The following is a 22,513-nucleotide window of genomic DNA, read 5'->3' as shown; positions in this document are numbered from 1 at the left end:
ACAGACCGCGACATTCACGAACCTAAGCGCGATTGCTAAGGAACAACGCTGGCGTTGCAAGGGCTTTCTAAAGTATCACCACTGGGTGAAATCTGGGGCTTGGCGAGATGAAGTTCTTTCGTGTGGCGTTGGCGGCAATCACCGCCGCCGCAATCTACCTGCCGTCCGCGGCAAGCGGCGGCGAGATCGCTTGCGCAACCACCTACGCCGGCCGGCGAATCACCCTCGTTGTCCCCAACGCTGCCGGCGGCGGCTATGATACCTATGCCCGTGCATTTGCGCCGGCCCTTGCCAGCACGACCGAGCTCAATGTCAGGGTCGTCAATATGCCTGCGGCAGGCGGATTTGCGGCGCTAAAGCGTGTAACCAATGCCCCGTCCGACGAACTGGTCCTTATGATTGAAAGCGTCTCAGACATAATTTCGCAAGGTGACATTCCGGCTGGCGTCGACAACTGGATGAATCGGCTAAATCCGATAGGACTGATTCACATCGATCCCGAAGCGTGGATTGTTCGGAACGATGTCGATTTGCAAAGCGCCAAACATCTGGTCGCGTCGGTTTCATCGCTTGAAGCCGGCATCCTGCCGATAGTGCTCACCGCGCACCTCCTCGATATCAAGGTCGACGTGGTCTCGGGCTATGAAGGCAGCGGCGCACTCATGTCCGCGCTCCTGCGTGGCGAAGGCGATATGACATCCAATTCATTGACGACAGGCTTGCGCTCGACCGCCGCAGGCGAAGCCAAAGTCGGTCTGGTTCTCACGGAGGGACCTGACCCGAACGCGCCAGGCGTGGCTTTCCTGGCGGGTGAAGGAGGGTTGGTGTGGCAGCGCAGCCAAGGCCTTTCCAAGGAGAAGCAGGAAGAACGATTGCGGTTGGCCATCGCCGTCGCGAAAGCTTCGGCGACAGCGCGGGGATTTTTTGCCCCTGCCGACATGGAGCAGAAATCGCTAGGTTGTCTTCGTGACGCCGTCTCCGCCGCGGTCAAGAGCGATGGGTTCAAGGTGGCGCTTGAAGCTCAGAAACGTCCAATCGAGCCGCGCGACGCTGACCAGACCGTCATCGTGATCAACGATATGCTCAGTGCCTTCCATGAGGCGGAAGCGTATCTGAAAAAACACCCGGAACTCGAGCGGGATGCGCGAGCAACGCGCTGATGACCGGATATTGGGCTGCCCTCGGCACTGGACTGGGCAATGTATTCTCCTGGCCGAACATACTGATCCCGGTGCTTGGCACCTTGGTTGCCATGGCTACGTCCTTTCTTCCAGGGATTGGCGGCGCCAGCCTTGCAACCCTTCTGCTGGTCGCAACCGTGCATTGGGATCCGGTATCGGTGTTGTTGCTGTTTGGCGCCCTGACCGGCGGCGCGACCTTCATGGGATCTATAACGGCTATCCTCTTCAACATACCGGGCAACGCGCCAAGCGCGGCAACCCTGCTCGACGGCCATCCGATGTCCAGGGCCGGCCTGCCTCGCACCGCGATAGCCGCCGCGGCAACGGCCTCGGCCGTCGGATCGGTTTTTGGCGTCCTCGTCCTCATAGCGCTCATGCCGATCATTCGGCCGTTCATCCTGCAATTCGGACCGTTTGAATACGTGCTGCTCGGCGTGTGGGGCCTGTCGACGATCATTGCGGTTCCAAGCGCGTCCCGTCTGAAAGCGCTGGCGATGGCGCTGCTGGGGCTTTTGGTCGGTCTTGTCGGAACTGATCCGACCTATGGCCAACCACGCTGGACGTTTGGGAGCATCGCTCTCTTCGACGGCGTCGACATGGTCGCGCTGCTGCTTGGCTTTTTCACCGTTTCTGAAATCATCTCGTGGCGAAAAAGATTGCAGCTTGAAAAAGCGGCTGGCCTGGAAAACCCGAACGACTCGATCTGGACCGGTATGCTTGCTGTCTTTCGTCATTGGGGACTAACAATGCGATCGTCGGCCATCGGCGTGTTGGTCGGCATCATTCCAGGTGTTGGAGGAACGGTCGCCAGCTTCGTTGCCTACGGGCAGGCGATCCAGACAACCCCCAGGGACCAGCGCTCAAGGTTCGGATCTGGTGACATCAGGGGCATCATTGCGCCGGAAGCGGCCGTCGATTCGAAGGACGGAGGCTCGCTTCTGCCGACCGTTGCCTTCGGCCTTCCCGGCAGCGAGGGCGGCTTGATCCTGCTGACAGTCCTGACGGTACACGGCATCGTTCCGGGCATACCGATGCTGACGACCGGCTTGCCCCTGACGTTCACGTTGATTACCGCGCTGCTGCTGTCGAACCTGCTGACGTCCGCAGTGGGATTGGCGTTGACACCATATTTTGCGCGCCTGACTGCTCTCAGGATCGACCGCATCGCGCTCCCGATCATTGTCGTCAGCTTCGTGACGATCGTGCAGCTAAACGGGCTGCTGATCGATCTGTACGTAGCCGTCGCTTTCGGGCTGGCCGGCTACATGCTGAAGCGCCTCGCCTGGCCGCAAATTCCTTTTGTCATATCATTCGTCCTGGGCGGCTTCATCGAGCGAAACCTGGCGCTCAGTGTGGAGTTGGCCCGTGTCGGCAGGCTGAACCCTCTACAACGGCCGGCGTCGTTGACGATCATGGTCATAATCGCGCTTTCCCTCGCATGGATCGTGCGCGGTGGTGTTTTGCCGCCGCGACGTGTCAAGCCAAAGCGTGCCGATGCCGCAGTCGCATGGCTGTTGACCGGTGGATGCGCTGTGATGGCAGCGATATCGCTCCAAGGGCAGCCAGGCTATTCGATCTTCGCGCAGGCCGTGGCCTGGTGTTGTCTGTTTGCGATGCTCGCGGTCGCCCTTGTGCAAACGATCTCGCTTGTTGGCCACGAGAAACAGGGAGGCGGACGGACCCATACGATCCCGGAAAGCCATCGTGTGCCGTTGATGATGATGCTCCTGTTGCCGGCCGCTGTCTGGCTGGCGGGCCTCCCGGCGGCGCTATCCCTGTTTACCCTGATATGGATTGCAGCCGGTCAGAAGCTGACCTTGAAGTCGGCGGCACTGGCATCTTGCACCTCGGTTGCGGTCGCAGTGGCGACCTGGTTTTATCTAGATCGGATAGCGGCTATCGACCTTCCCGCTTCTGCGATGTCGCACTTGTTCTAGTGGTCGGGCTACATCCTGACGGCGACGATTTCGTATCTTGGAATTGTCTGGACGCTGTCGGCAGCGGCAAGCGGGGAAACGCTTTTCCCGGTATGATGCTGCTCCGAGCCGACAATCGTCAGGTTGGATTGCTTCAGCATATCCGCAAGGTCTGAATATGTAGTGCGATCTTCATGCAGCGGTTCACCCCAGAGCGCTTCGACGGCCGTCTTCAGCTCCGCCACGGCAGCGGCAGGAAAATGCGCCGCGACGGCGGCCTTCTCGATGGTCGAAAGCCTTCGGCCGATTTCAGCGATGCCGCGAGGCCCCCTCGGCTGGTCTTTTTCCGATAGCAACCTCTGGGAGAGAAGCAGGCGTCCGCCAGGCTTGAGACTACGCGCCCAACTGTCGACCACCTGCTGGCGTGCGCTGCGGTCGAAGAAATTAAGAACGCTATGCGCGACAACTGCCTGCACCGGCGCACAGTCGCAACCGCGAATGTCGGCGCGGTGGGTCTCGAGCGCAAAACCGGCGGAGCGGGCAAACAGCCTGTTCTGTTCGACCGTCGTTTCACAGCGATCGATCAGCACAAATTCGGGCTCGATGCCGACCGGCCTCGTTTGGCCCAGAACCATTGCCGCCAGGCCGGTGTCGGCCGCGCCCGACAGGAGAATGCGACAGCGGCCCTCCTGGGCCACGGCAGCCAATTCACGTCCAAAGAACCCCCCGCCGGCCGGCTTGGCACCTTTCGATTCCAGCAGGCGGATCATGCTCCACGTGCGATGGTAGGGCATACACCCATGGCTCGGGTCACACAGCACCTCAGCCCAATCAAACGAAAAACGGGCAAGTTGCGTGAGTGGTTCGTCGGTGTAAATCGAGAGCCGTTGTCCTGCCGGTGGGCTTTCTCGCGGGCCGTTCATTGCGATTGCATCTTCCTTCGCCGGGCCATTCTTGTTCTCCAAAGCCATCTCACCGGCCATATCCAGCGGCCCGACTGAATGAATTGGTAAGATCCGGCTGAAGGCAGGAAGTCGATTCTCCCGGTGCCGGAACTGTCGATTGCCTCGAATGCAACTTTCAACGCCGCGATAATGTGGCCACGTCGTTCCTCACGGGCGGCTGCGCCACCTTTGAACTTCGGAAAAGTCGGATTGGGGTTGACCTCGAATATCACCAATGCGCCGTCTCGCAACGTGTAGTCCACGCGGCCGAACTGGATATGGCCCGTATTGCAGGCGCGAAGCAGGTCCTCAGCGTGCGGATTGTCCTTTACGAAGGCGAGTTCCTCGCGCACGAAATCCGGGTCGGTGCTGCTTGCCGATGACTTAACGTTCCAGTCGACGGACCTAAGTATGTGCTGGGACACAATCGCGTCCCCAATGCGGAATGCGCCATACTTTCGATAGTAGCCGTTCGAATCGCGATCGGCTTCAAAGGAGACGGCGATGCGCCGCTTCATCGGCTTGGCGTTGCCCTGGAGAACGGCGATCGCCTCTTCAAGTTGGCGTGGGTTTTCCAGAAGCTTGGTTTCCGGCCCCCAGAAGCCATCTTCCATCCGGATAAAAACAGGGTAACGGGTTGGTCGCTCATCCTGCTCCAGACGCGATACTTCGACCGGGTTGATTCCTCTAATACGAAGCCGGCGGAGCAGGGCGAACCGCTCCAGGACAGTCGCGGGATGGTTTAGAATTCGAGCATCAGGGTCGGCGCGCTTTGCGGCTTCGGCAATATCCGCCGCCGCCATCATTTCCATGCCATTCAGATACTCAAAATCAGTAAAAACCAAGGTACCCGCGGGAAAGTTCAGTCGGCGGAAGACTGACTGATAGGTTTCCATGCGCAAAAGCGGCAACAAGTGCCCTGCCGACGAAATCAGCCGCCGCATCGGCGTCTGATTCAACTCGTGCACCAACACTGTGATCATCGTTGCTCGCCACCCCGTCTCGACGTCGTATAGAGAAAGTGGCGAGAGTGTCTACAGGCACGCTGGTGCCGCGAAGTGGTTGGCACTTCGTATCGCAGCATCTGGGCTGCTTCGCCGGCATCGGCACCGTCCGCTTACGGATGTTGCTATGGCCAGCACGGATCAATTTAGGCGCAAAGCTGTCAGAGAATGACGGCCTCTGTCGCGACTGCCAAAGTGATAAGTGTCAACAAGACCACTCTGAAAGATCGTCCTGGGCCTCTGATCAGGACGTCGCCCGCCTCTTCCCCTCAATCCCCCGCGCAGCCTGCTCAACCACCGCCCGGTCCGTGCCCAGCCTGTCGATCAGCTCCTGCGCCTCGTCGCCCGATATGCCGGTGCGCACGGCGAGTTCCTCGACGGTCAGGACGTCGGTGCTGGCGATCTCGCGCGGCAGGGCGTCGTCGGCCGTCAGCGGCAGGGCTGCTTCGCGGTCGATTTCGGCCTCGGCCCGGTGCCAGTGGTGCTCGGGGTCGCCAGTGCCTTCGCGCTCCCAGATCTGGTAGGCGCGCTGCTGTATCTTATGATGCCTGTCGTCGTTCATAGTGGTTCCTCCCCTGGGCTTTGAGGGCGATCCGGACGATCCCAGAAATCGCGCGGTCGCAATCGTTCGCGGCGCGGGCTCGCAGCCCGCGCTACTCGCATTGCCGTCTCGGCCCGCCGGAATATGGCTGGTAGCTGTTGTCTTCCGGACGGTAGGAGCGATAGCGGCTGAAGCAGGAGGCGACATGGTCCGGTTCGCCGCCGGCAGCCGCGTAGGCGCCCGCGCCCTCGACATAGCTTGCCTCTCGCGGCGCGACGCGGTCGGCGGCGAGATAGGGCGATACGCAGGTGCGCTGCTGTCCGCTATAGGACATGTAGCTGTTGTCGTCGGGATCGTAGGAGCGGTATCGGCTGGCGCACCAGGCGAGATGCGGCGGCGGCAGTTCGGCCGGCGCGATGGCGCCGGTGACTGTGGGATCGGGCTGCTGCCTGGCCGGGTCCTGGGCTGGCTCCCTGGCGGCGATGTCGGCAGGCGCGGACTGCTCGGGCGGCACACGTTCGAAGTCCTGCGCCGTGTTGTCCACCGGCCGCGCTTTCCGGGTCCACAGTTCCGCCACGCTGACGGTGGGCCTTGCTTCCCGCACAGGCTTGGCGGCAAGCAGCCAGGCTGCGAAAACCAGCCCGCTGCCGAACACCGCAAGGGTCAGCACGAAGCCGCCGACCAGTCCCAAAATCGCTTTCACTCGACACTCCTTGTGTCCCTGCCAATAAAATGCGGGACATCACGGCTTGTTCCAGAAAAGCAGGCGCGAGGGACCTAAGTCTGACCGACCGACAACCGGCAGCTCGCCGAGAACCGGGTGCGGCGCGATTTTTTTCGACGGTGAAAATCAAGGGAGCGGTCGAGCCATTGGGCAAGATCACGTCCCGGCTATTCCGCCGCCTCGGCATAATCCACGGGCACATAGTTGAGGATCGGCCCAAGCCAGCGCTCGGCATCGGCCAGCGGCATGGCTTTACGCCGCGCATAGTCCTCGACCTGGTCGCGTTCGACCTTGGCGACACCGAAATAATAGCTTTCGGGATGGGCGAGATAGATGCCGGAGACCGATGAACCCGGCCACATCGCATAGCTTTCGGTGAGGCTCACGCCGGCACTGCGCTCACCATCCAGCAGTTGGAACAAGGTCGCCTTCTCGGTATGGTCGGGCTGCGCGGGATAGCCGGGCGCGGGGCGGATGCCGCGATAGGGCTCGCCGATCAGTTCATCCGGCGCCAGCGTCTCGTCGGCGGCGTAACCCCAGAATTCCTTGCGCACCTTCTCGTGCATGCGCTCGGCGAAAGCTTCGGCGAAACGGTCGGCCAGCGCCTTGACCATGATCGAGGAATAATCGTCATTGGCGCGCTCGAAGCGCTCTGATATCGCCACCTCCTCGATCCCCGCGGTGACGATGAAGCCGCCGATATAGTCCGGCTTGCCGCTGTCTGCGGGTGCTACGAAATCCGACAGCGCGACATTGGCCTTGCCGTCGCGCCTGGTCAGTTGCTGGCGCAGCGTGAAGAAGGTGGCCAGATCCCGCGAACGCGCCTCATCCGTGAACAGCCTGATGTCGTCGCCGACGGTGTTCGCCGGCCAGAAGCCGATGACGCCGCGCGGCGCGAACCATTTTTCCGCGATGATCTTTTTCAGCATCGCCTGCGCATCCTCGAAAAGCTGGCGTGCCGCCGGTCCCTGCTTCTCGTCGTCGAGGATCTTGGGGTAACGCCCCTTCAGTTCCCAGGTCTGGAAGAACGGCGTCCAGTCGATGTAACGCGAGAGCTCGGTCAGGTCCCAGTTTTCGAACACTTTCACGCCCGTGAACGAGGGCTTCGGCGGCTGGTAGGCGGACCAGTCGACCTTGTGCGCATTGGCCCTGGCTTTGGCCAGCGGCAGCCGCTGCTTGTCGGCCTCGGAGCGGGCATGCGCGTCGGCGACCTTCTTGTACTCGGCCCGCACTGTGTCGACGTAGCCGCCCTTGGTCTCGTTCGACAGCAAGGACGAGACGACGCCGACCGCCCGGCTGGCGTCATTGACATAGACCGTCTGTCCCTTGGAATAGCGCGGGTGGATCTTCACCGCCGTGTGCACGCGGCTGGTGGTCGCGCCGCCGATCAGCAGCGGAATGTCAAACCCTTCGCGCTCCATCTCGGCGGCCATGTGCACCATCTCGTCCAGCGACGGGGTGATCAGGCCGGACAGGCCGATGATGTCGACATTTTGCTCACGCGCCGTCTGCAGGATCTTTGCCGCCGGCACCATGACGCCGAGATCGATGATCTCGTAATTGTTGCAAGCCAGAACGACGCCGACGATGTTCTTGCCGATGTCGTGGACATCGCCCTTCACCGTCGCCATGAGGATTTTGCCCGCCGTCTGGCGCTCGCCATTGTCGATGCCATTGGCGGCATTGGCCAGTTTTTCCGCCTCCATGTGCGGCAGCAATCCGGCCACCGCCTGCTTCATCACGCGCGCCGACTTCACCACTTGCGGCAGGAACATTTTGCCGGCGCCGAACAGGTCGCCGACGACATTCATGCCGGCCATCAGCGGGCCTTCGATGACATGCAGCGGGCGCTCGGCCGCCAGCCGCGCTTCCTCGGTGTCGGCGTCGATGAATTCGGTGATGCCGTTGACCAGCGCATGCGAAATGCGTTGTTCGACCGTCCAGTCGCGCCAGGCGAGATCACGCTCCTTGGCTTCCTTGCCGGCGGTGCCCTTGAAGCGCTCGGCGATCTCCAGCATGCGCTCGGTGGCGGTGCCGCCGGCCCTGGGCACGCGGTTGAGCACGACATCCTCGCAGGCCTCGCGCAGCCCCGGCTCGATCGTGTCATAGACGGCGAGCTGGCCGGCATTGACGATGCCCAAATCCATGCCGCGCTGGATGGCATGGTAGAGGAACACCGCGTGCATGGCCTCGCGCACCGGCTCGTTGCCGCGGAACGAGAAGGACAAGTTCGAGATGCCGCCCGAGATATGGACATGCGGCAGCGTGCTGGTGATCTCGCCGGTGGCCTCGATGAAGTCGACGCCGTAATTGTCATGCTCTTCGATGCCGGTGGCGATGGCGAAGACATTGGGGTCGAAGACGATGTCTTCGGGTGGGAAGCCGGCCTGTTCGGTGAGGAGTTTGTAGGCGCGGGTGCAGATCTCGACCTTGCGCGCCTTGGTGTCGGCCTGACCGGCCTCGTCGAAGGCCATGACGACCACGGCAGCGCCATAGGCGCGCACCAGCTTCGCGTGATGGAGGAACGCTTCCTCGCCTTCCTTCATCGAGATGGAATTGACCAGCGGCTTGCCCTGCACGCATTTAAGCCCGGCCTCGATGATCTCCCACTTCGAGGAGTCGACCATCACCGGGACGCGGGCGATATCAGGCTCGGCGGCGATCAGGTTGAGATACTCGACCATCGCCTTTTTCGAATCGATCAGGCCTTCGTCCATGTTGATGTCGATGATCTGGGCGCCATTGGCGACCTGGTCGCGCGCCACGTCGAGCGCCGGGATATAGTCGCCCGCCGTGATCAGCTTCCTGAACTTCGCCGATCCGGTGACATTGGTGCGCTCGCCGACATTGACGAAGGGAATCTCGTCGGTCAGCGTGAACGGCTCCAGCCCGGACAGGCGCATCTTGCGCTCGATCTCGGGAATGGCGCGCGGCGGATATTTCTTCACCGCCTCGGCGATGGCGCGGATGTGGTCCGGCGTCGAGCCGCAGCAGCCGCCGACGACATTGACCAGCCCTTCCCGCGCGAAATCCTCGATCTGCGCGGCCATGAATTGCGGGCTCTCGTCATAGCGGCCGAATTCATTGGGCAGGCCGGCATTCGGATAGGCGCAGACAAAGGTGTCGGCGGCGCCCGAAATCTCGGCCAGATGCGCGCGCATGGCGTTGGCGCCGAGCGCGCAGTTGAGACCGATGGTGAACGGGCTGGCATGGCGCACCGAATGCCAGAAGGCTGTCGGCGTCTGGCCCGACAGCGTGCGGCCGGAGAGATCGGTGATGGTGCCGGAAATCATCACCGGCAAACGCACGCCCTTTTCGAGAAAAATCTCGTTGCAGGCGAAGATCGCCGCCTTGGCGTTCAGCGTGTCGAAGATGGTCTCGATGAGAATGATGTCGGCGCCACCGTCGACCAGGCCGCGCAACTGCTCGCCATAAGCCAGGCGCAATTCGTCGAAGGTCACCGCGCGGTAGCCGGGATTGTTGACGTCGGGGGACATCGAGGCGGTGCGGTTGGTCGGCCCGAGCGCGCCGGCGACGAAGCGCCGCTTGCCGTCTTCCTGCTGTGCCCTCGCCGCTGTCCGACGCACCAGTCGCGCGCCGTCCCGGTTCAGCGCGTAGACGGCATCCTCCATGCCGTAATCGGCCTGGGCGATCGAGGTCGAGGAGAAGGTGTTGGTCTCGAGGATATCAGCGCCAGCGATGGCGTATTGATAATGGATCTCCTCGATCGCCTTCGGCTGCGTCAGGATCAAGAGGTCGTTGTTGCCCTGCTGGTGGCAGGTGCAGCCGGCAAAAGCCTCGCCACGGAAATGCTGCTCGTCGAAACCGAGACCCTGGATCTGCGTGCCCATGGCGCCGTCGAGAATGAGAATGCGCTCGCGTGCCGCTGCCGTCAGCGCCGCAAGCACTTCGGACCCATCGGGTCTGGCCGCGACGGGGCCGAACAATGCGTCCAGCGATGCAGAATTCTGCGACATTTTTTATCCTTGAGGCGACAACCATCACATAAGGATATCTTTATGTCAACATACGGAATGCAGGCGAACGCGTCGTGGCGATAGTTCGGTGCGATCGGTCATCCCGATCGACAATGTGACGGCGGCGATCATTGGCGCCGCTGCGCCGTGCCTACACCACCACGTCCCGATACAGCCTCACCTCGCCGTCCTGGCCGCGGATGCGCCAGTCCTGCCCGTCCCGGCCCTCGACATGGCATGGCCCGAGCGGCACCTTGCCACCGCCTTCCGGCAGGTCCAGCACATAGACCGGATTGCAGATGCCCGACAGGCGGGCGCGCAGCGCGCCGGCCAGCGCCTGTCCCTGCGCAATCGTGGTGCGCCTGTGCGCCATGCCGCGCGCGAGGTCGCCATGGTGCAGGTAATAGGGTTTGACGCCGAGCCGGTACATCAGTTCGCGGCAGAGTTCCTCCAGCACCTCGACCGTGTCGTTGACGCCCTTGAGCAGGACACTCTGGTTGAGCAGCACGAAGCCTGCCTGGCGCATGACGCGGCAGGCCAATTCGGTGGCCGGCGTGATCTCCCGCCCATGGTTGAAATGGGTGACGATTGTGACCATCAGCCGGCCCTGCAACGCGCCAACCAGCCCCGGCGTGATGCGCGCGGGCAGTACGACAGGCACGCGCGTGTGGATACGCAGCAGCCTCACATGCGCGATCGCCTCGATACGGGCGCGGATTTCGGCCAGCGCCTTGTCCGGCAGCGAAAGCGGATCGCCGCCGGTCAGGATCACTTCGCGGATTTCGGTATGGGCTTCGATATAGGCAAAGGCGTCTTCGAGCGCCTCGCGCGTGTAGCCGCGGCCGATCGAGGTCAGAGACTCCTTGCGGAAGCAGAAGCGGCAAGAGACCGCGCATTGGTAGGTCGCAAACAACAGCACGCGGTCGGCGTGGCGGTGCGTCAGTCGCGGCACCGGACTGAAGGCATGGTCGGCGATCGGATCGTCGAGCTCGCCTTCCGTTTCCGTCAGCTCATCCGGCGATGGAATGACCTGGGCGCGGATCGGGTCGGCGGGATCGTTCCAGTCGATCAGGTCGAGATAGGTTTTTGGGGCACGCACCTTGTGGCGCGTAGCCGCCTCCTGCGCCGCCGCGCGCTCGGCGGGTGACAGCGGCAGGGAGGCGAGATCGCGGACGTGGCGCACGCCCGCGCGGATGTCGTTTTGCCAGGCGGGGTCGGCGTCGCGTCCTTCGTCGGCTGTGGCCGAGTCATGGAAAGTTGAGTCTGGGGTCATTGGGGCCTCGGGGCAATTCTGGCGGTGCTATCGGCCGGATGGACGGTTCGGTCAACAGCAGTGGCTCGGCGCGGATTGTCGCTGCGCTGCGATCCTTCGCATCCCCCGACTATCGCCGTAATCGACCAGCGCAGCAATTTCAGGCAATCTCACCGATAAGGCGCTCCAAGGGGAGATGGGCGCCGCCTAGGGAGGATCGCCATGAGCAAAATGCCGCGTTATGAGGATGCCGTTCAGCGCTTTCGCATCGAAGATGAGATCGCCCGGCTGTATGGCAACCCTAGAACCGGCATCAATGCCTATGTCGAATGCTGCGGCCGCTACACCGGACAAAACCGGCTGGCGCTGCGCGCGATCTCGGCCGGCGGCGAGCTTCGCGAATTCAGCTTCGACGATCTCGCCGACATGTCCGGGCGCGCCGCCAATGTGCTCAAGGCCGCCGGCGTCGGTGCCGGCGATGTCGTCGCCGGCATGCTGCCGCGCGTCCCCGAACTGGTGGCGCTGATCCTCGGGACGTGGCGCATCGGCGCGGTCTACCAGCCGCTGTTCACCGCCTTCTGTCCGAAAGCCATCGAGCACCGCCTCGGCTATAGCGGCGCCAAGATCGTGGTGACCAACCCGGCCAATCGCGGCAAGCTCGACGAGGTCGAGACATCAGCGCAAATCGCCACCATTCTTGGCAATGGCGGTGTGCTACCTGCAGGCGACATCGATTTCCGCGCCGCGCTTGCCGCCGCCTCGCCCGAGTGCCAGCCGGTGATGCGCAAGGGCGACGACTTGTTCATGATGATGTCGACGTCGGGAACGACCGGCCTGCCCAAGGGCGTGCCGGTGCCGCTTCGCGCCCTGCTCGCCTTCGGCGCCTATATGCGCGACGCGATCGGCTTGCTGCCCGACGACATCTTCTGGAACATCGCGGACCCCGGCTGGGCCTACGGCCTCTATTACGCCATCACCGGCCCGTTGCAGCTCGGCATCGCCACGACCTTCTATGAAGGCGCCTTCAACGCCAAGAGCACTTACGACATCATCGAGCGGCTCGGCGTCACCAGCCTTGCCGGCTCGCCGACCGCCTATCGCCTGCTGATGGCGGAAGGCGCGGAAGCTGCGGCCCGAGTCAAAGGCAGACTGCGCGTGGTGAGCAGCGCCGGCGAGCCGCTCAACCCGGAAGTCATCCGCTGGTTCGACGCAAATCTCGCCGCGCCCATTCACGACCATTACGGCCAGACCGAGAACGGCATGATGGTCAACAACCATCATGGGCTCTCGCATGTCGTGCGCGCGGGCTCGGCCGGCTTCGCAATGCCCGGATATCGCATGGTGGTACTGGACGAGGCCGGCAACGAGCTCGGCCCCAACCAGCCCGGCATCCTCGCCGTCGACATCGCGAAGTCGCCGCTGCGCTGGTTCGACGGCTATCACCAAGCCGAGACGCCAGCGATCACGGGCGGCTACTACCGCACCGGCGACACGGTGGAGTACGAGCCGGACGGTTCGGTCTCCTTCATGGGCCGCGCCGACGATGTCATCACTTCGGCCGGCTATCGCATCGGCCCGTTCGACGTCGAAAGCGCGCTGATCGAGCATCCGGCGGTCAACGAGGCGGCTGTCGTCGGCGTGCCCGATCCGCAGCGCACCGAGATCGTCAAGGCCTTCGTCGTCCTGGCGCCGGCTTACAAGGGCAATTCGGAGCTCGCCGAAGAGCTGGCCCAGCACGTCAAGAAACGGCTGTCGGCGCACGCCTACCCGCGCGAGGTCGAGTTCATCACGGAACTGCCGAAGACCCCAAGCGGCAAGATCCAGCGCTTCCTGCTGAGGAAGGCGGAGGTGGAGAAGCGCAAGGCGTGATTAGGCGCCAATCTCCCCCCTCGCGGGGTATATGTCGCCGAAGGCGACAGAGGGGGTCGTTGCGCGTGAAGCGCTAACGTCGTCTCGCGCTGCAAAAGGAGTCAGCGCTTCACGCGCGGCGACCCCCTCTGGCCTGCCGGCCATCTCCCCCTCATGTGGGGAGATCTGCAGCTCCAACGGCGTCTTTTTTCAGCCCAATGTTGTCATGTATCCTTGGAATCGAACGTAGAGCAGGGTTTATATCATGCGGTGGGTCTGGACGTTTCTGTTTGCACTGGTGAGCAGCGTGGCTTTCGCGGCCTCGCCGGAGGACGACTATGTGGCCGCGCGTGACAAGGCGATTGCTGATATCGCAGCGCTGAACAGTGCGAACGCGGCAATCGAGACCATCGACGCTGAGAACGAGAAGGCGCTGGCCGACCTCCAGCAGCGTCTTGCCGGCATTATCGGGCCGCTGGCGGTCAAGGACTTTCCGCCAACCGGCACAATCAATATCGAAAGCCTCAGCGACTCCGATATCGGCTATGGCATGCTCGATGGGCTGCGATACACCAAGGGCGACGACGGCCCCAGCCTAGTGGCAACGACGCGAGGGCTGCTGGAGCGCTGGCTCCAGTCCAGAACCGCCGAGACCGACGAAAGTTTCAAACTGCCCGCCGGCATCGATGAGGCGCTTAAGCTGGATGCCTTCTATACCCAGGCGATCAACAGCGACGCCGCCTTCGAGGGAACGCTCGACTTTCCATTGAAGAAACCCGAAGGCGCCGACATCGCCTTCGCACGGCTCGGCGGCTGGACGCAGGACGTAGGGCCGATCTATGAGCAGGAAGTCATCGTTACGCTCGTCAAAGGCAACAGCGTGAGAATTATCGCAGCGCCGGCAGCCCCTGCCGTTCCGAAGATCGCCGCCTGCGACGCCGTGTGGGCTGCTGCGGACGCCGCCGCGCAGAAATTCCAGGAGGCCTACCAGGCATCGGACCTGAAGGACGAAAAAGCGTTCGAGTCCTCCAACGCCGCCTGGGACAAGGGCGACAGCGACTACCGGGCCTGCATGGCGCAGCGCCTGCCGGCTGACCCGGCTTTCCCGGCGCTGCTCGCCCAGGCGCAGGCGCTGGCCGATCAAATGGCTGGGAAGTAAGCCTCCCGCAAGGGCCCGCGCGGCAAGATCAGGCGGCTTGTTGCAATCTGAGGCGAATATGACTTCGCCGCTGGGTTGCAGAACGCTGCAACCTGGCGTCCTACTTTCGGACACTCATTCAGATTTCGGCTGGACCCTGGCAGCCAAAAGCTTACCGTTTGTTCTCGGATTCGTCTCGAAGCTCAAACTTAAGCTTTAGCTACTATGGTCGACCGAAGGACTACTGTCCTGGAAAGGTCTTCGGATCGAGTTGGCAGGTGCAATGCTCAATTCCGGCCGGTTGAAACGGGCCGTTTTTTCTTCCGCCAACTTGCCGGCGGCGATTGCCTTTGTCGTGCTTCTCGTCTGCGCCCTGGTTGCCGACCAGAGGAACAGAGAAGTCTCCGATCAGCTGGCGCGGGCCGACGTCCTGGCCAAGGTCAACATCATACGCGCCAAGCTCGAAGGCAACATAGGCGGCAATCTCCAGCTGGTTCAGGGTCTCGTTTCGACAATCGTTACCGAGCCCTATATGGGCCAGCAAAGATTTGCGGCACTCGCCCGTAATCTGTTCGAGCAAAAATCGCAGTTGCGCGATATTGCCGGCGCCCCCGACCTCGTCATCGCGCTGATGTATCCGCTGGAAGGCAATGAAAAAGCCATCGGGCTGGACTACCGCAAGAGCGATACGCAACGCATGGCCGCGCTTCGCGCCCGTGACCAGCGCGCGCTGGTGCTCGCCGGGCCGGTCAAACTGGCGCAAGGCGGACGTGGCTTCATCGGCCGTATCCCCGTCTTCGTGCCGACGGCGGGTGGCGGCGACCGTTTCTGGGGTATCGTCTCGGCCGTGATCGATGTCGATCGGCTCTACGCTGCCAGCGGACTGACCGACCCTGATCTGGATATCAATGTGGCGCTTATCGGCAAGGATGCGCTCGGCGGCGGCGGGGAACTGTTCTTCGGCGGCGATAATGTCGTGTCCGGCAATCCGGTGATGGCAGAGGTGCAATTGCCTTCAGGCTCCTGGCAAATTTCAGCCATACCGAAGGGCGGCTGGCCGACCGCTCCGAAAAATGAGTGGCTGTTGCGTCTGCTCATGGCGCTTGCCGGCGCGCTGGTGGTGCTGCCGATCCTCGTGGCAGGACGTCTTTTCGGTGAGCGGCAGAAAAGTGACGCCGAGTTGAGGCGCCTGTCCCGGCGGCTGGAGTTGGCGTTGGAAGCCTCTGCTATAGGCGTGTGGGAGCACGATACCGTCAGCAACGAACTCGTATGGGACGACCGCATCAACGAAATCTATGGCAAACCCGGCGGCGGCAAGACCCGTAGCTATGACGACTGGGCGCTGGCGATCCATCCCCAAGACTTCGAACGGGCTAAAGCAGATTTCGATTCGGCTGTTGCAACACAAGGCCCCTACTCTTCGCAGTATCGGCTCCTGCGGCCGGACGGCACCATTCGCCATGTGCGCACCCGCGCCAGTTTCTTCCGGGACATCGACGGCACGCCAAAAATGATCGGCGCCGAATGGGATGTGACAGGCGACGTGCTGCTCAACGAGAATCTCGTGCGTGAACGTCGCCTTTCAGAATCGAAAAATGCCGAACTGAACCTGGCCAAAGCCCGCATCGAGCATGTCGCGATGCATGATTCGCTGACCGGTCTGCCCAACCGTCGGTATCTGGACGAGATGCTTGCCGAAAACCGCGAAGCCGACGGCCGTGCGGCGTTGCTGCATCTCGACCTTGACCGGTTCAAGCAGATCAACGACACGCTCGGCCATGCAGCGGGCGATGCATTGCTGGTGCATGCTTCGAAAGTCATCAAGGCCAGCGTCGGCAGTGCCGATTTCGTTGCGCGCATCGGCGGCGACGAGTTTGTCGTGCTGAGCCATGGACGCGACGACAAGGAACTCGCCGCGCTGGCCGACCACATTATCGATGCGATGCGCCAGCCGGTCGACTATCTGGGTCACCAGTGCCGGTTCGGCGTCAGCATCGGCATTGCGGCCAATAGCGGCGTCGATGCAAGGCAGTTGCTTGTCAATGCCGATCTAGCGCTGTACCGGGCGAAAGGCCGCGGCCGCAACCGCTACGAGTTTTTCAACGAAGAGCTGCAGAGCGAGATCGTGCGGACCAAGCAGACCGCCGACGAGATTCTGGGCGGGCTCGAGCGGAACGAATTCATCGTCTACTATCAGCCGCAGTTCGACGCCAAGACGCTGGAGATCGTCGGCGTCGAGGCGCTGTCGCGTTGGGATCACCCGCAACGCGGCATGCTGACCCCCGACGCCTACATCAAGGTGGCTGAAGAACTCAATGTCGTGGCGCTTATCGACCGCACCGTCCTGGAGCAGGCGCTCGATAATTTCGAGCGTTGGTCGCGCAGCCACCTCAACATCCCGCGCGTCTCGGTCAACGTTTCCGCACGGCGCCTGGAAGACAGGGACCTGATCAAGGGTTTGCGCAAGCTTCCCATCAAGGAAGGGACCGTGTCGTTCGAACTGGTGGAGTCGATTTTCCTCGACGAAAACGACGAGCTGGTCAGCTGGAACATCGAACACATCAAGGGGCTTGGCATCGACGTCGAGATCGACGATTTCGGCACCGGGCATGCCTCGATCGTCTCGCTGTTGAAGTTGCGGCCCCGTCGCCTCAAGATCGACCGCCAACTGGTCACCCCCATCACCAGCTCAACCGCACAGCGGCAGCTTGTGTCGTCCATCATCGACATCGGCAAGTCGCTCGGGATCGAAGTGATCGCCGAGGGCGTCGAGACGATGGAGCACGCGCGCATCCTGAAAGAGCTTGGCTGCGACATCCTGCAAGGCTTCCTGTTCGGCTACCCGATGGATGCCAAAGCCTTCAAGGCCTTCGCGCAGTCGCGCAAATGGCTGGCGGCGAGCTGACAAATCCTGGCTTTGCTGGACGCAAATGCGGACGCAGGACCTGCGTCAGGTCCGCAGCCCCGGCGCCTCGTGCCCGGTCCTCTCCACATATTCGGTATAGCCGCCGCCATAGGTGTGGATGCCTTCGGGCGTCAGTTCCAGCACGCGGTTGGAGAGTGCGGCCAGGAAATGGCGGTCGTGCGAGACGAACAGCATGGTGCCTTCGTATTGCGACAGCGCCGTGATCAGCATCTCCTTGGTCGCGATGTCCAAATGGTTGGTCGGCTCGTCCAGCACCAGCAGGTTGGGCGGGTCGAACAGCATCAGCGCCATTACCAGGCGCGCCTTTTCGCCGCCCGACAGCACCCGGCATTTCTTCTCGATTTCGTCGCCGGAAAAGCCGAAGCAGCCGGCGAGTGCCCTGAGCGGCGCCTGGCCGGCTTGCGGAAACGCGTCCTCCAGCGTCTGGAACACGGTGCGTTCGCCCTCCAGCACCTCCATGGCGTGCTGGGCGAAATAGCCCATTTTCACACTCGGCCCCCGAGCAACTGTGCCGGCATCCGGGTCAGACGCGCCGGCAACCAGCTTCAGCAGCGTCGACTTGCCGGCGCCGTTGACGCCCATGATGCACCAGCGCTCGCGGCGGCGGACCTGGAAATCCAGCCCCTCATAGATCGAGCGACTGCCATAGCCCTTGTGGACGTTCTTCAGCGTCACGACATCCTCGCCGCAGCGCGGCGCCGGCTGAAAATCGAAATTCACGATCTGACGGCGCTTGGGCGGCTCGACACGATCGATCTTGTCGAGCTTCTTCACCCGGCTCTGCACCTGGGCGGCGTGTGACGCCCGCGCCTTGAAGCGCTCGATAAAAGCGATCTCCTTGGCCAGCATGGCCTGCTGGCGCTCGAACTGCGCCTGCTGCTGCTTGTCGGCGATCGCCCGCTGCTGCTGGTAGAATTCGTAATTGCCGGAATAGGCGGTGAGCGACCCGGCGTCGATCTCGACCACCTTGTTGACGATGCGGTTCATGAACTCGCGGTCGTGCGAGGTCATCAGCAGCGCGCCCTCATAACCCTTCAGGAACTGCTCCAGCCAGATCAGGCTTTCGAGATCGAGATGGTTGGACGGCTCGTCGAGCAGCATCACGTCGGGCCGCATCAACAGGATGCGGGCCAGCGCGACGCGCATCTTCCAGCCGCCGGACAGTTTGCCGACATCGCCGTCCATCATTTCCTGGGAAAAGCCGAGGCCGTCGAGCACTTCGCGGGCGCGGCCATCCAGCGCATAGCCGTCGAGTTCCTCGAAACGGTGCTGCGCCTCGCCATATTTCTCGATGATCTCATCCATCCGGTCGGCCTGGTCGGGATCGGCCATGGCCGCCTCGAGTTCCGCCATTTCGGCCGCCACGTCGCTGACCGGCCCGGCGCCGTTCATCACTTCGGCCACAGCACTGTGGCCGGCCATGTCGCCGACATCCTGGCTGAAATAGCCGATGGTGACACCGCGATCGACCTGGACCTGGCCCTCATCAGGCTGCTCCTGGCCGGTAATCATGCGAAACAGCGTCGTCTTGCCGGCGCCGTTCGGCCCGACAAGGCCGACCTTCTCGCCCTTCTGTAGCGAGGCCGAGGCCTCGATGAAGACAAGCTGGCGGCCGTTCTGCTTGCCGATATTTTCGAGACGGATCATGGAGGAGTCCGGGTCAATGCGCTGAATTGGCGGGAGTTGCCCGAGCGCTTACCCGAATGAGGGCAATGAGGGAAGCGGGCAAATTGTCCGCGTAGAACGAACTGTTCCACAAGGGCAGGTCGACACCTGTCAACTCACAGCCGAAAAGTACTGTCTGCTGCGTAGCACAAGCAGGAGCAGCGATGATTGCGCCCACCCAGATTGACCTTGCGTCAATTCCTTGCGACACTGCCATTATACTGGGCGCAATGCTTGCGGGGGCATCATGTCCGAACAGGGTCAAGGTGGGAATCAGGCACCTGCGCATGGTCTGGCGGGAGGCATATACGGATTCCTGCAGGAAGCTATCAAGGCTGTACCGGCCGTGCGCTATGCGTTGGGTGTCGGCGGCATCGCCGCCGTCATCGCGATCGTAGCGTCCTTCCTCGACCTCCGCATCGCGCTGGTTGGCATTCCGATCTTGTTCGTGTTCATGATCATCCTCGTGGTGTTTGCGCGCCTGGCAAAGAGCGCACCCGGACTGCGCTGGGCAATGTCCGCACTGGTCTGGTTTTCGGTGCTGCTGCTGATTTTCGCGACGGCACTGTTTGCGCTCACCTTCTTCGTGCGGACCGACATCCTTCATGGCTGGGGCCTCAACAGCTTCTACGAACTGTTCGGTTGGCAGCCCGACAGCGCGTCGCCTCCAAAGCCCTGAAATCGTCAACTGCCTTCGATTGTCAACATGAGGAGCTGGATGGCCGACGAGATTGCAGGCGGCGGTGTAGCACCGGCTAGTCAAACCCTCTGGGCTAGGTTCAGAAATTGGGTGTGGCAGGCAATCGAAGATGTGCCGGCCCTGCGCTATGCGCTACTCGCCTGCACCATCGCCGCAGTCATCGCCTTCGCCGCCGCCTTCCTCGACGCCAGGATCGCTTTGGTGGGCATTCCGATCCTGCTCGTCCTCATGGTCGCGCTCTTTCTTTTCGATCGCCTGACATATGCCATAGGGATCCACTGGGCCGCTTCCGTTCTGATGTGGAGTGGCGTGATCCTCATGATCGTTGCCATCCCCGCCTTTGCCGTTACGTTCTTCGTCCGCCCCGACATACTGCATGGCTGGGGCTTCAACAGTTTCTACGAGATGTTCGGCATAGAGCCGAGCGACACGGTGAAGAAACGCAATGCCGGCCAGTACATCGCCGCCTTCGACGACGCGGTAGGCGGCGCGGCGGCACCGGAAGCGGTGGCGGCGGCGATCGAACGAACGGCGGCCTTCTGGCGCCAACCAGAACAGCGGGAGATCTTGCGCAAGTATCGCTGCAGCGATCCCGCGAGCAAGATCATCTTCGAGAAATCGGCTGAGTTTGTGCTGGCCGATATCTCGTTGATGAAGGACGTGGACACGGTGACGCGCTACTACGACTCGGTCGCGCGCTGCGTGCTGCGCGGCGAGTGCGACCCGGCCGAGGTATGCGGTTATTTCTACCAGCAGATGGACGACTTCCAGCGCCAGTACACGCGCTACTTCCACGAAATCCGCATTCTCGAGGGCCGCGACTCAATCGCCAATGTACGCACGCTGCTGTTCAAAGCGTGCCAGAAACGGGACACATCGCCAGCCAGCCCGGAAGAGCTGAAATGCGAGGAGACTCCACAATGAGACCGATGGCGACGCTGCTCGCATGGATGGTGCTGATGCTTTTCCTGTGCCAGCCGGGCCTGGCGCAGGACAAACGCCAGTATCTGGTGCTGGTCACCTCGTCCTCACCGGTGCTGGCGGAGCGCTTCCGCGCCGGCTGCGAGGCCGTTGCCGAGGAATTGAAGATCGCCTGCAATGTTGTGAGCGCCCTCCCCGGGCCACCGGAGGGCATCGCCGCAATCGAGTCATTCATCTCCAAAGGCGGCTCGGGCATCGTGCTGCAGGTCTACGGCGGCGACCTGGCCTATGTCGAGGTGCTTAAGAAGGCGAGGGACATGGGCGTGCCGACGGTGATTGCCAGCACCAGCCTGATCGAAGCCGCCTCCCCCCTCGCCGAAGTGGCGATCTCAATCGTCGGCGTCGATGCCGAGACCTTCGTCAGCAAGATCAGCGATGCGATCAAAGCAGATGGTGCCAAGGACGCGGCCTTCTGCCTGCTCGGCTTCGAACAGACGCCCTCACCGCTCAAGCTTGCCTACGGCGCCCTGACGCAAAAGCTCGAAGCGGCTGGCGCCAAGCGATCCGACGCCTGCCCCGAGGCCCTCGCCTTCCAGGGCTCCTTCGAGCAAACGCTGTTTTCAGGAGTCCAGAAGCTGCTCGCCGAACAGGATGTGCGCTTCGTCATCCTGCCGTTCCGGGCCGACTCAAGCTACATCGACGGGCTGAAACAGATAGCCGCCGAGGCCGGCCGCAGCACCGTCTTCGTGTCAGCATGGGCGAGCCCGTTCGAGCTCAGCCGGACGGGAACGCTGACGCTTTACAAAGCCCAACAGGGAGAAAGGGTCGAGCCGTCGCAGCCCATCCAGCCTACCATCCAGATCAGCACCGGTGCCTTTTGCGAAAGTTGCGACTGCAAGACGGACACCGAGTGCAAGGAATCCTGCGCAGAGTGCAACTGAACTGCACCCTCCATTTGGAAGGATAAGGCGCCGCTACTTCGCATCGTGGAAAATGATCCCCACCGTATGCCGCTTGCCTGAACGCAGGCGGCTGACGCCGTGCCGGAGATTGACGCGGTAATGCCCTTTCGTGCCCTGCACCGGGCGATTGTGGACCGCAAAAATCACCGCGTCGCCTTGGGTCAGCGGCACCACTTCGGCACGGCTTTGCATGCGCGGGCGCTGTTCGGTCAGCACGAACTCGCCGCCGGCGAAATCCTCACCCGGCTGCGACAAGAGGATCGCCACCTGCAGCGGAAAAGCAAGATCGCCATAGAGGTCCTGGTGCAGGCAGTTGAAGTCGCCGGGGCCATATTGCAGGAGAAGCGGCGTCGGCCGTGTCTGGCCCTGCTTGTGACAAAGCTCGAGGAAGGCGGCGTGGTCGGCTGGATAGCGCTGCGCCACGCCCATGCGCTCGTTCCAGTCATTGGCGACGCTAGCCAGCCTTGGGTAGAGCGCGGTGCGCAGGCCGCCGACCAGGTCCGGCAGCGGATAGCGGAAGTAGCGATACTCGCCCTTGCCGAAGCCGTGGCGTGCCATCACCACATGACTGCGGAAATGTTCTTCATGCGGATAGAGCGCGGCTATCTCGGCGCACTCCTCGGGTGAAAGCAGCGCCGGCATGACGGTGCTGCCATGGCTATTCAGGTCGCCGACCAAAGCACTCCAGTCCTGCGCTGCGACGCGCGCTTCGGCCGAATGGGCTGCGCGTTTGGTGCTTATCGAATGGATGGTCATGGATGCCTCCTTTGCTTGCGGTCAAAGTGGGGCGAACGAGGCGCCTGGGCCACCCGAT

Annotated in this window: 16 protein-coding genes; 8 read left to right on the top strand and 8 right to left on the bottom strand. The window is 62.4% G+C overall.

The window, feature by feature from the left end; genetic code table 11:
• The first annotated feature begins 107 nt into the window (after nucleotides 1–107).
• Together NKI64_RS15225 and NKI64_RS15220 are read left to right on the top strand one after the other, a co-directional pair.
• Entirely contained in the window at nucleotides 108–1,160 is a 1,053-nt protein-coding gene (locus NKI64_RS15225) for a Bug family tripartite tricarboxylate transporter substrate binding protein (RefSeq protein ID WP_023695518.1), read from the top strand.
• A complete protein-coding gene (locus NKI64_RS15220) occupies nucleotides 1,160–3,118 on the top strand; it encodes a tripartite tricarboxylate transporter permease (RefSeq protein ID WP_023695519.1) in 1,959 nt (652 codons plus the stop codon). Before NKI64_RS15225 ends, NKI64_RS15220 begins: the two co-directional genes overlap by 1 nt.
• Nucleotides 3,119–3,126: 8 nt before the next feature.
• On the opposite strand, the gene NKI64_RS15215 is transcribed toward NKI64_RS15220, so the two are convergent.
• From NKI64_RS15215 to NKI64_RS15190, 6 genes are all read right to left on the bottom strand, one after another.
• The gene (locus NKI64_RS15215; RefSeq protein ID WP_196814857.1) at nucleotides 3,127–4,068 is read right to left on the bottom strand and encodes a class I SAM-dependent methyltransferase; all 942 of its coding nucleotides are present in this window, start codon (nucleotides 4,066–4,068) and stop codon (nucleotides 3,127–3,129) included.
• A complete protein-coding gene (locus tag NKI64_RS15210; RefSeq protein ID WP_023695521.1) occupies nucleotides 4,017–5,024 on the bottom strand; it encodes a hypothetical protein in 1,008 nt (335 codons plus the stop codon). The genes NKI64_RS15215 and NKI64_RS15210 overlap by 52 nt, the downstream gene beginning before the upstream one ends.
• Before the next feature lie 265 nt (nucleotides 5,025–5,289).
• Nucleotides 5,290–5,607, bottom strand: coding sequence for a DUF2934 domain-containing protein (locus NKI64_RS15205; RefSeq protein WP_023695522.1), 318 nt, complete (start codon nucleotides 5,605–5,607; stop codon nucleotides 5,290–5,292).
• A 91-nt stretch (nucleotides 5,608–5,698) separates the two neighbouring features.
• Entirely contained in the window at nucleotides 5,699–6,289 is a 591-nt protein-coding gene (locus tag NKI64_RS15200) for a BA14K family protein (protein ID WP_023695523.1), read from the bottom strand.
• Between the two features lie 188 nt (nucleotides 6,290–6,477).
• Complete coding sequence (metH, locus tag NKI64_RS15195) at nucleotides 6,478–10,287, bottom strand: methionine synthase (RefSeq protein WP_352668552.1); 3,810 nt, start codon at nucleotides 10,285–10,287, stop codon at nucleotides 6,478–6,480.
• A 151-nt stretch (nucleotides 10,288–10,438) separates the two neighbouring features.
• Entirely contained in the window at nucleotides 10,439–11,560 is a 1,122-nt protein-coding gene (locus tag NKI64_RS15190; protein WP_352668551.1) for a KamA family radical SAM protein, read from the bottom strand.
• Between the two features lie 201 nt (nucleotides 11,561–11,761).
• Here NKI64_RS15190 and NKI64_RS15185 point away from each other — a divergent pair, with 201 nt between their 5' ends.
• From NKI64_RS15185 to NKI64_RS15175, 3 genes are all read left to right on the top strand, one after another.
• The gene (locus NKI64_RS15185; RefSeq protein ID WP_352668549.1) at nucleotides 11,762–13,408 is read left to right on the top strand and encodes an acyl-CoA synthetase; all 1,647 of its coding nucleotides are present in this window, start codon (nucleotides 11,762–11,764) and stop codon (nucleotides 13,406–13,408) included.
• Between the two features lie 244 nt (nucleotides 13,409–13,652).
• Nucleotides 13,653–14,546 (top strand): hypothetical protein, encoded by an 894-nt coding sequence (locus tag NKI64_RS15180; RefSeq protein WP_023693888.1) that lies wholly within the window; start codon nucleotides 13,653–13,655, stop codon nucleotides 14,544–14,546.
• 262 nt (nucleotides 14,547–14,808) lie between these two features.
• Nucleotides 14,809–17,430: a bifunctional diguanylate cyclase/phosphodiesterase gene (locus tag NKI64_RS15175; RefSeq protein ID WP_352668547.1), complete on the top strand. Its 2,622-nt coding sequence runs from the start codon at nucleotides 14,809–14,811 to the stop codon at nucleotides 17,428–17,430.
• A 45-nt stretch (nucleotides 17,431–17,475) separates the two neighbouring features.
• On the opposite strand, the gene NKI64_RS15170 is transcribed toward NKI64_RS15175, so the two are convergent.
• The gene (locus NKI64_RS15170; RefSeq protein WP_023819134.1) at nucleotides 17,476–19,098 is read right to left on the bottom strand and encodes an ABC-F family ATP-binding cassette domain-containing protein; all 1,623 of its coding nucleotides are present in this window, start codon (nucleotides 19,096–19,098) and stop codon (nucleotides 17,476–17,478) included.
• Nucleotides 19,099–19,363: 265 nt separating this feature from the next.
• On the opposite strand from NKI64_RS15170, the gene NKI64_RS15165 reads away from it, so the two are divergent.
• The 3 genes from NKI64_RS15165 to NKI64_RS15155 are packed head-to-tail and all read left to right on the top strand — an operon-like array spanning nucleotide 19,364 to nucleotide 21,678.
• On the top strand, nucleotides 19,364–19,795 hold the full coding sequence (locus tag NKI64_RS15165; RefSeq protein ID WP_031238765.1) for a hypothetical protein: 432 nt from the start codon (nucleotides 19,364–19,366) through the stop codon (nucleotides 19,793–19,795).
• A gap of 39 nt (nucleotides 19,796–19,834) precedes the next feature.
• Complete coding sequence (locus NKI64_RS15160; RefSeq protein WP_196813739.1) at nucleotides 19,835–20,740, top strand: hypothetical protein; 906 nt, start codon at nucleotides 19,835–19,837, stop codon at nucleotides 20,738–20,740.
• Nucleotides 20,737–21,678 (top strand): type 1 periplasmic-binding domain-containing protein, encoded by a 942-nt coding sequence (locus NKI64_RS15155; protein WP_196813740.1) that lies wholly within the window; start codon nucleotides 20,737–20,739, stop codon nucleotides 21,676–21,678. The genes NKI64_RS15160 and NKI64_RS15155 overlap by 4 nt, the downstream gene beginning before the upstream one ends.
• Nucleotides 21,679–21,711: 33 nt before the next feature.
• On the opposite strand, the gene NKI64_RS15150 is transcribed toward NKI64_RS15155, so the two are convergent.
• On the bottom strand, nucleotides 21,712–22,455 hold the full coding sequence (locus NKI64_RS15150) for a 2OG-Fe(II) oxygenase (protein ID WP_023819136.1): 744 nt from the start codon (nucleotides 22,453–22,455) through the stop codon (nucleotides 21,712–21,714).
• Between the last annotated feature and the right edge of the window lie 58 nt (nucleotides 22,456–22,513).

This window comes from Mesorhizobium sp. M0478 (assembly GCF_040321305.1).
Classification (GTDB): Bacteria; Pseudomonadota; Alphaproteobacteria; order Rhizobiales; family Rhizobiaceae; genus Mesorhizobium.
The sequence above is the reverse complement of the archived record's forward strand: the minus strand, read 5'-3'. Positions and strand labels throughout refer to the sequence as shown.

What these genes read in the sequence shown, in the direction of transcription:
- NKI64_RS15190 (WP_352668551.1), bottom strand. Translation starts at nt 11,560, where the DNA reads ATGACCCCAGACTCAACTTTCCATGACTCGGCCACAGCCGACGAAGGA.
- NKI64_RS15180 (WP_023693888.1), top strand. Translation starts at nt 13,653, where the DNA reads ATGCGGTGGGTCTGGACGTTTCTGTTTGCACTGGTGAGCAGCGTGGCT.
- NKI64_RS15185 (WP_352668549.1), top strand. Translation starts at nt 11,762, where the DNA reads ATGAGCAAAATGCCGCGTTATGAGGATGCCGTTCAGCGCTTTCGCATC.
- NKI64_RS15165 (WP_031238765.1), top strand. Translation starts at nt 19,364, where the DNA reads ATGTCCGAACAGGGTCAAGGTGGGAATCAGGCACCTGCGCATGGTCTG.
- NKI64_RS15160 (WP_196813739.1), top strand. Translation starts at nt 19,835, where the DNA reads ATGGCCGACGAGATTGCAGGCGGCGGTGTAGCACCGGCTAGTCAAACC.
- NKI64_RS15205 (WP_023695522.1), bottom strand. Translation starts at nt 5,607, where the DNA reads ATGAACGACGACAGGCATCATAAGATACAGCAGCGCGCCTACCAGATC.
- NKI64_RS15155 (WP_196813740.1), top strand. Translation starts at nt 20,737, where the DNA reads ATGAGACCGATGGCGACGCTGCTCGCATGGATGGTGCTGATGCTTTTC.
- NKI64_RS15175 (WP_352668547.1), top strand. Translation starts at nt 14,809, where the DNA reads ATGCTCAATTCCGGCCGGTTGAAACGGGCCGTTTTTTCTTCCGCCAAC.
- NKI64_RS15170 (WP_023819134.1), bottom strand. Translation starts at nt 19,098, where the DNA reads ATGATCCGTCTCGAAAATATCGGCAAGCAGAACGGCCGCCAGCTTGTC.
- NKI64_RS15150 (WP_023819136.1), bottom strand. Translation starts at nt 22,455, where the DNA reads ATGACCATCCATTCGATAAGCACCAAACGCGCAGCCCATTCGGCCGAA.
- metH (WP_352668552.1), bottom strand. Translation starts at nt 10,287, where the DNA reads ATGTCGCAGAATTCTGCATCGCTGGACGCATTGTTCGGCCCCGTCGCG.
- NKI64_RS15210 (WP_023695521.1), bottom strand. Translation starts at nt 5,024, where the DNA reads ATGATCACAGTGTTGGTGCACGAGTTGAATCAGACGCCGATGCGGCGG.
- NKI64_RS15225 (WP_023695518.1), top strand. Translation starts at nt 108, where the DNA reads ATGAAGTTCTTTCGTGTGGCGTTGGCGGCAATCACCGCCGCCGCAATC.
- NKI64_RS15215 (WP_196814857.1), bottom strand. Translation starts at nt 4,068, where the DNA reads ATGGCTTTGGAGAACAAGAATGGCCCGGCGAAGGAAGATGCAATCGCA.
- NKI64_RS15220 (WP_023695519.1), top strand. Translation starts at nt 1,160, where the DNA reads ATGACCGGATATTGGGCTGCCCTCGGCACTGGACTGGGCAATGTATTC.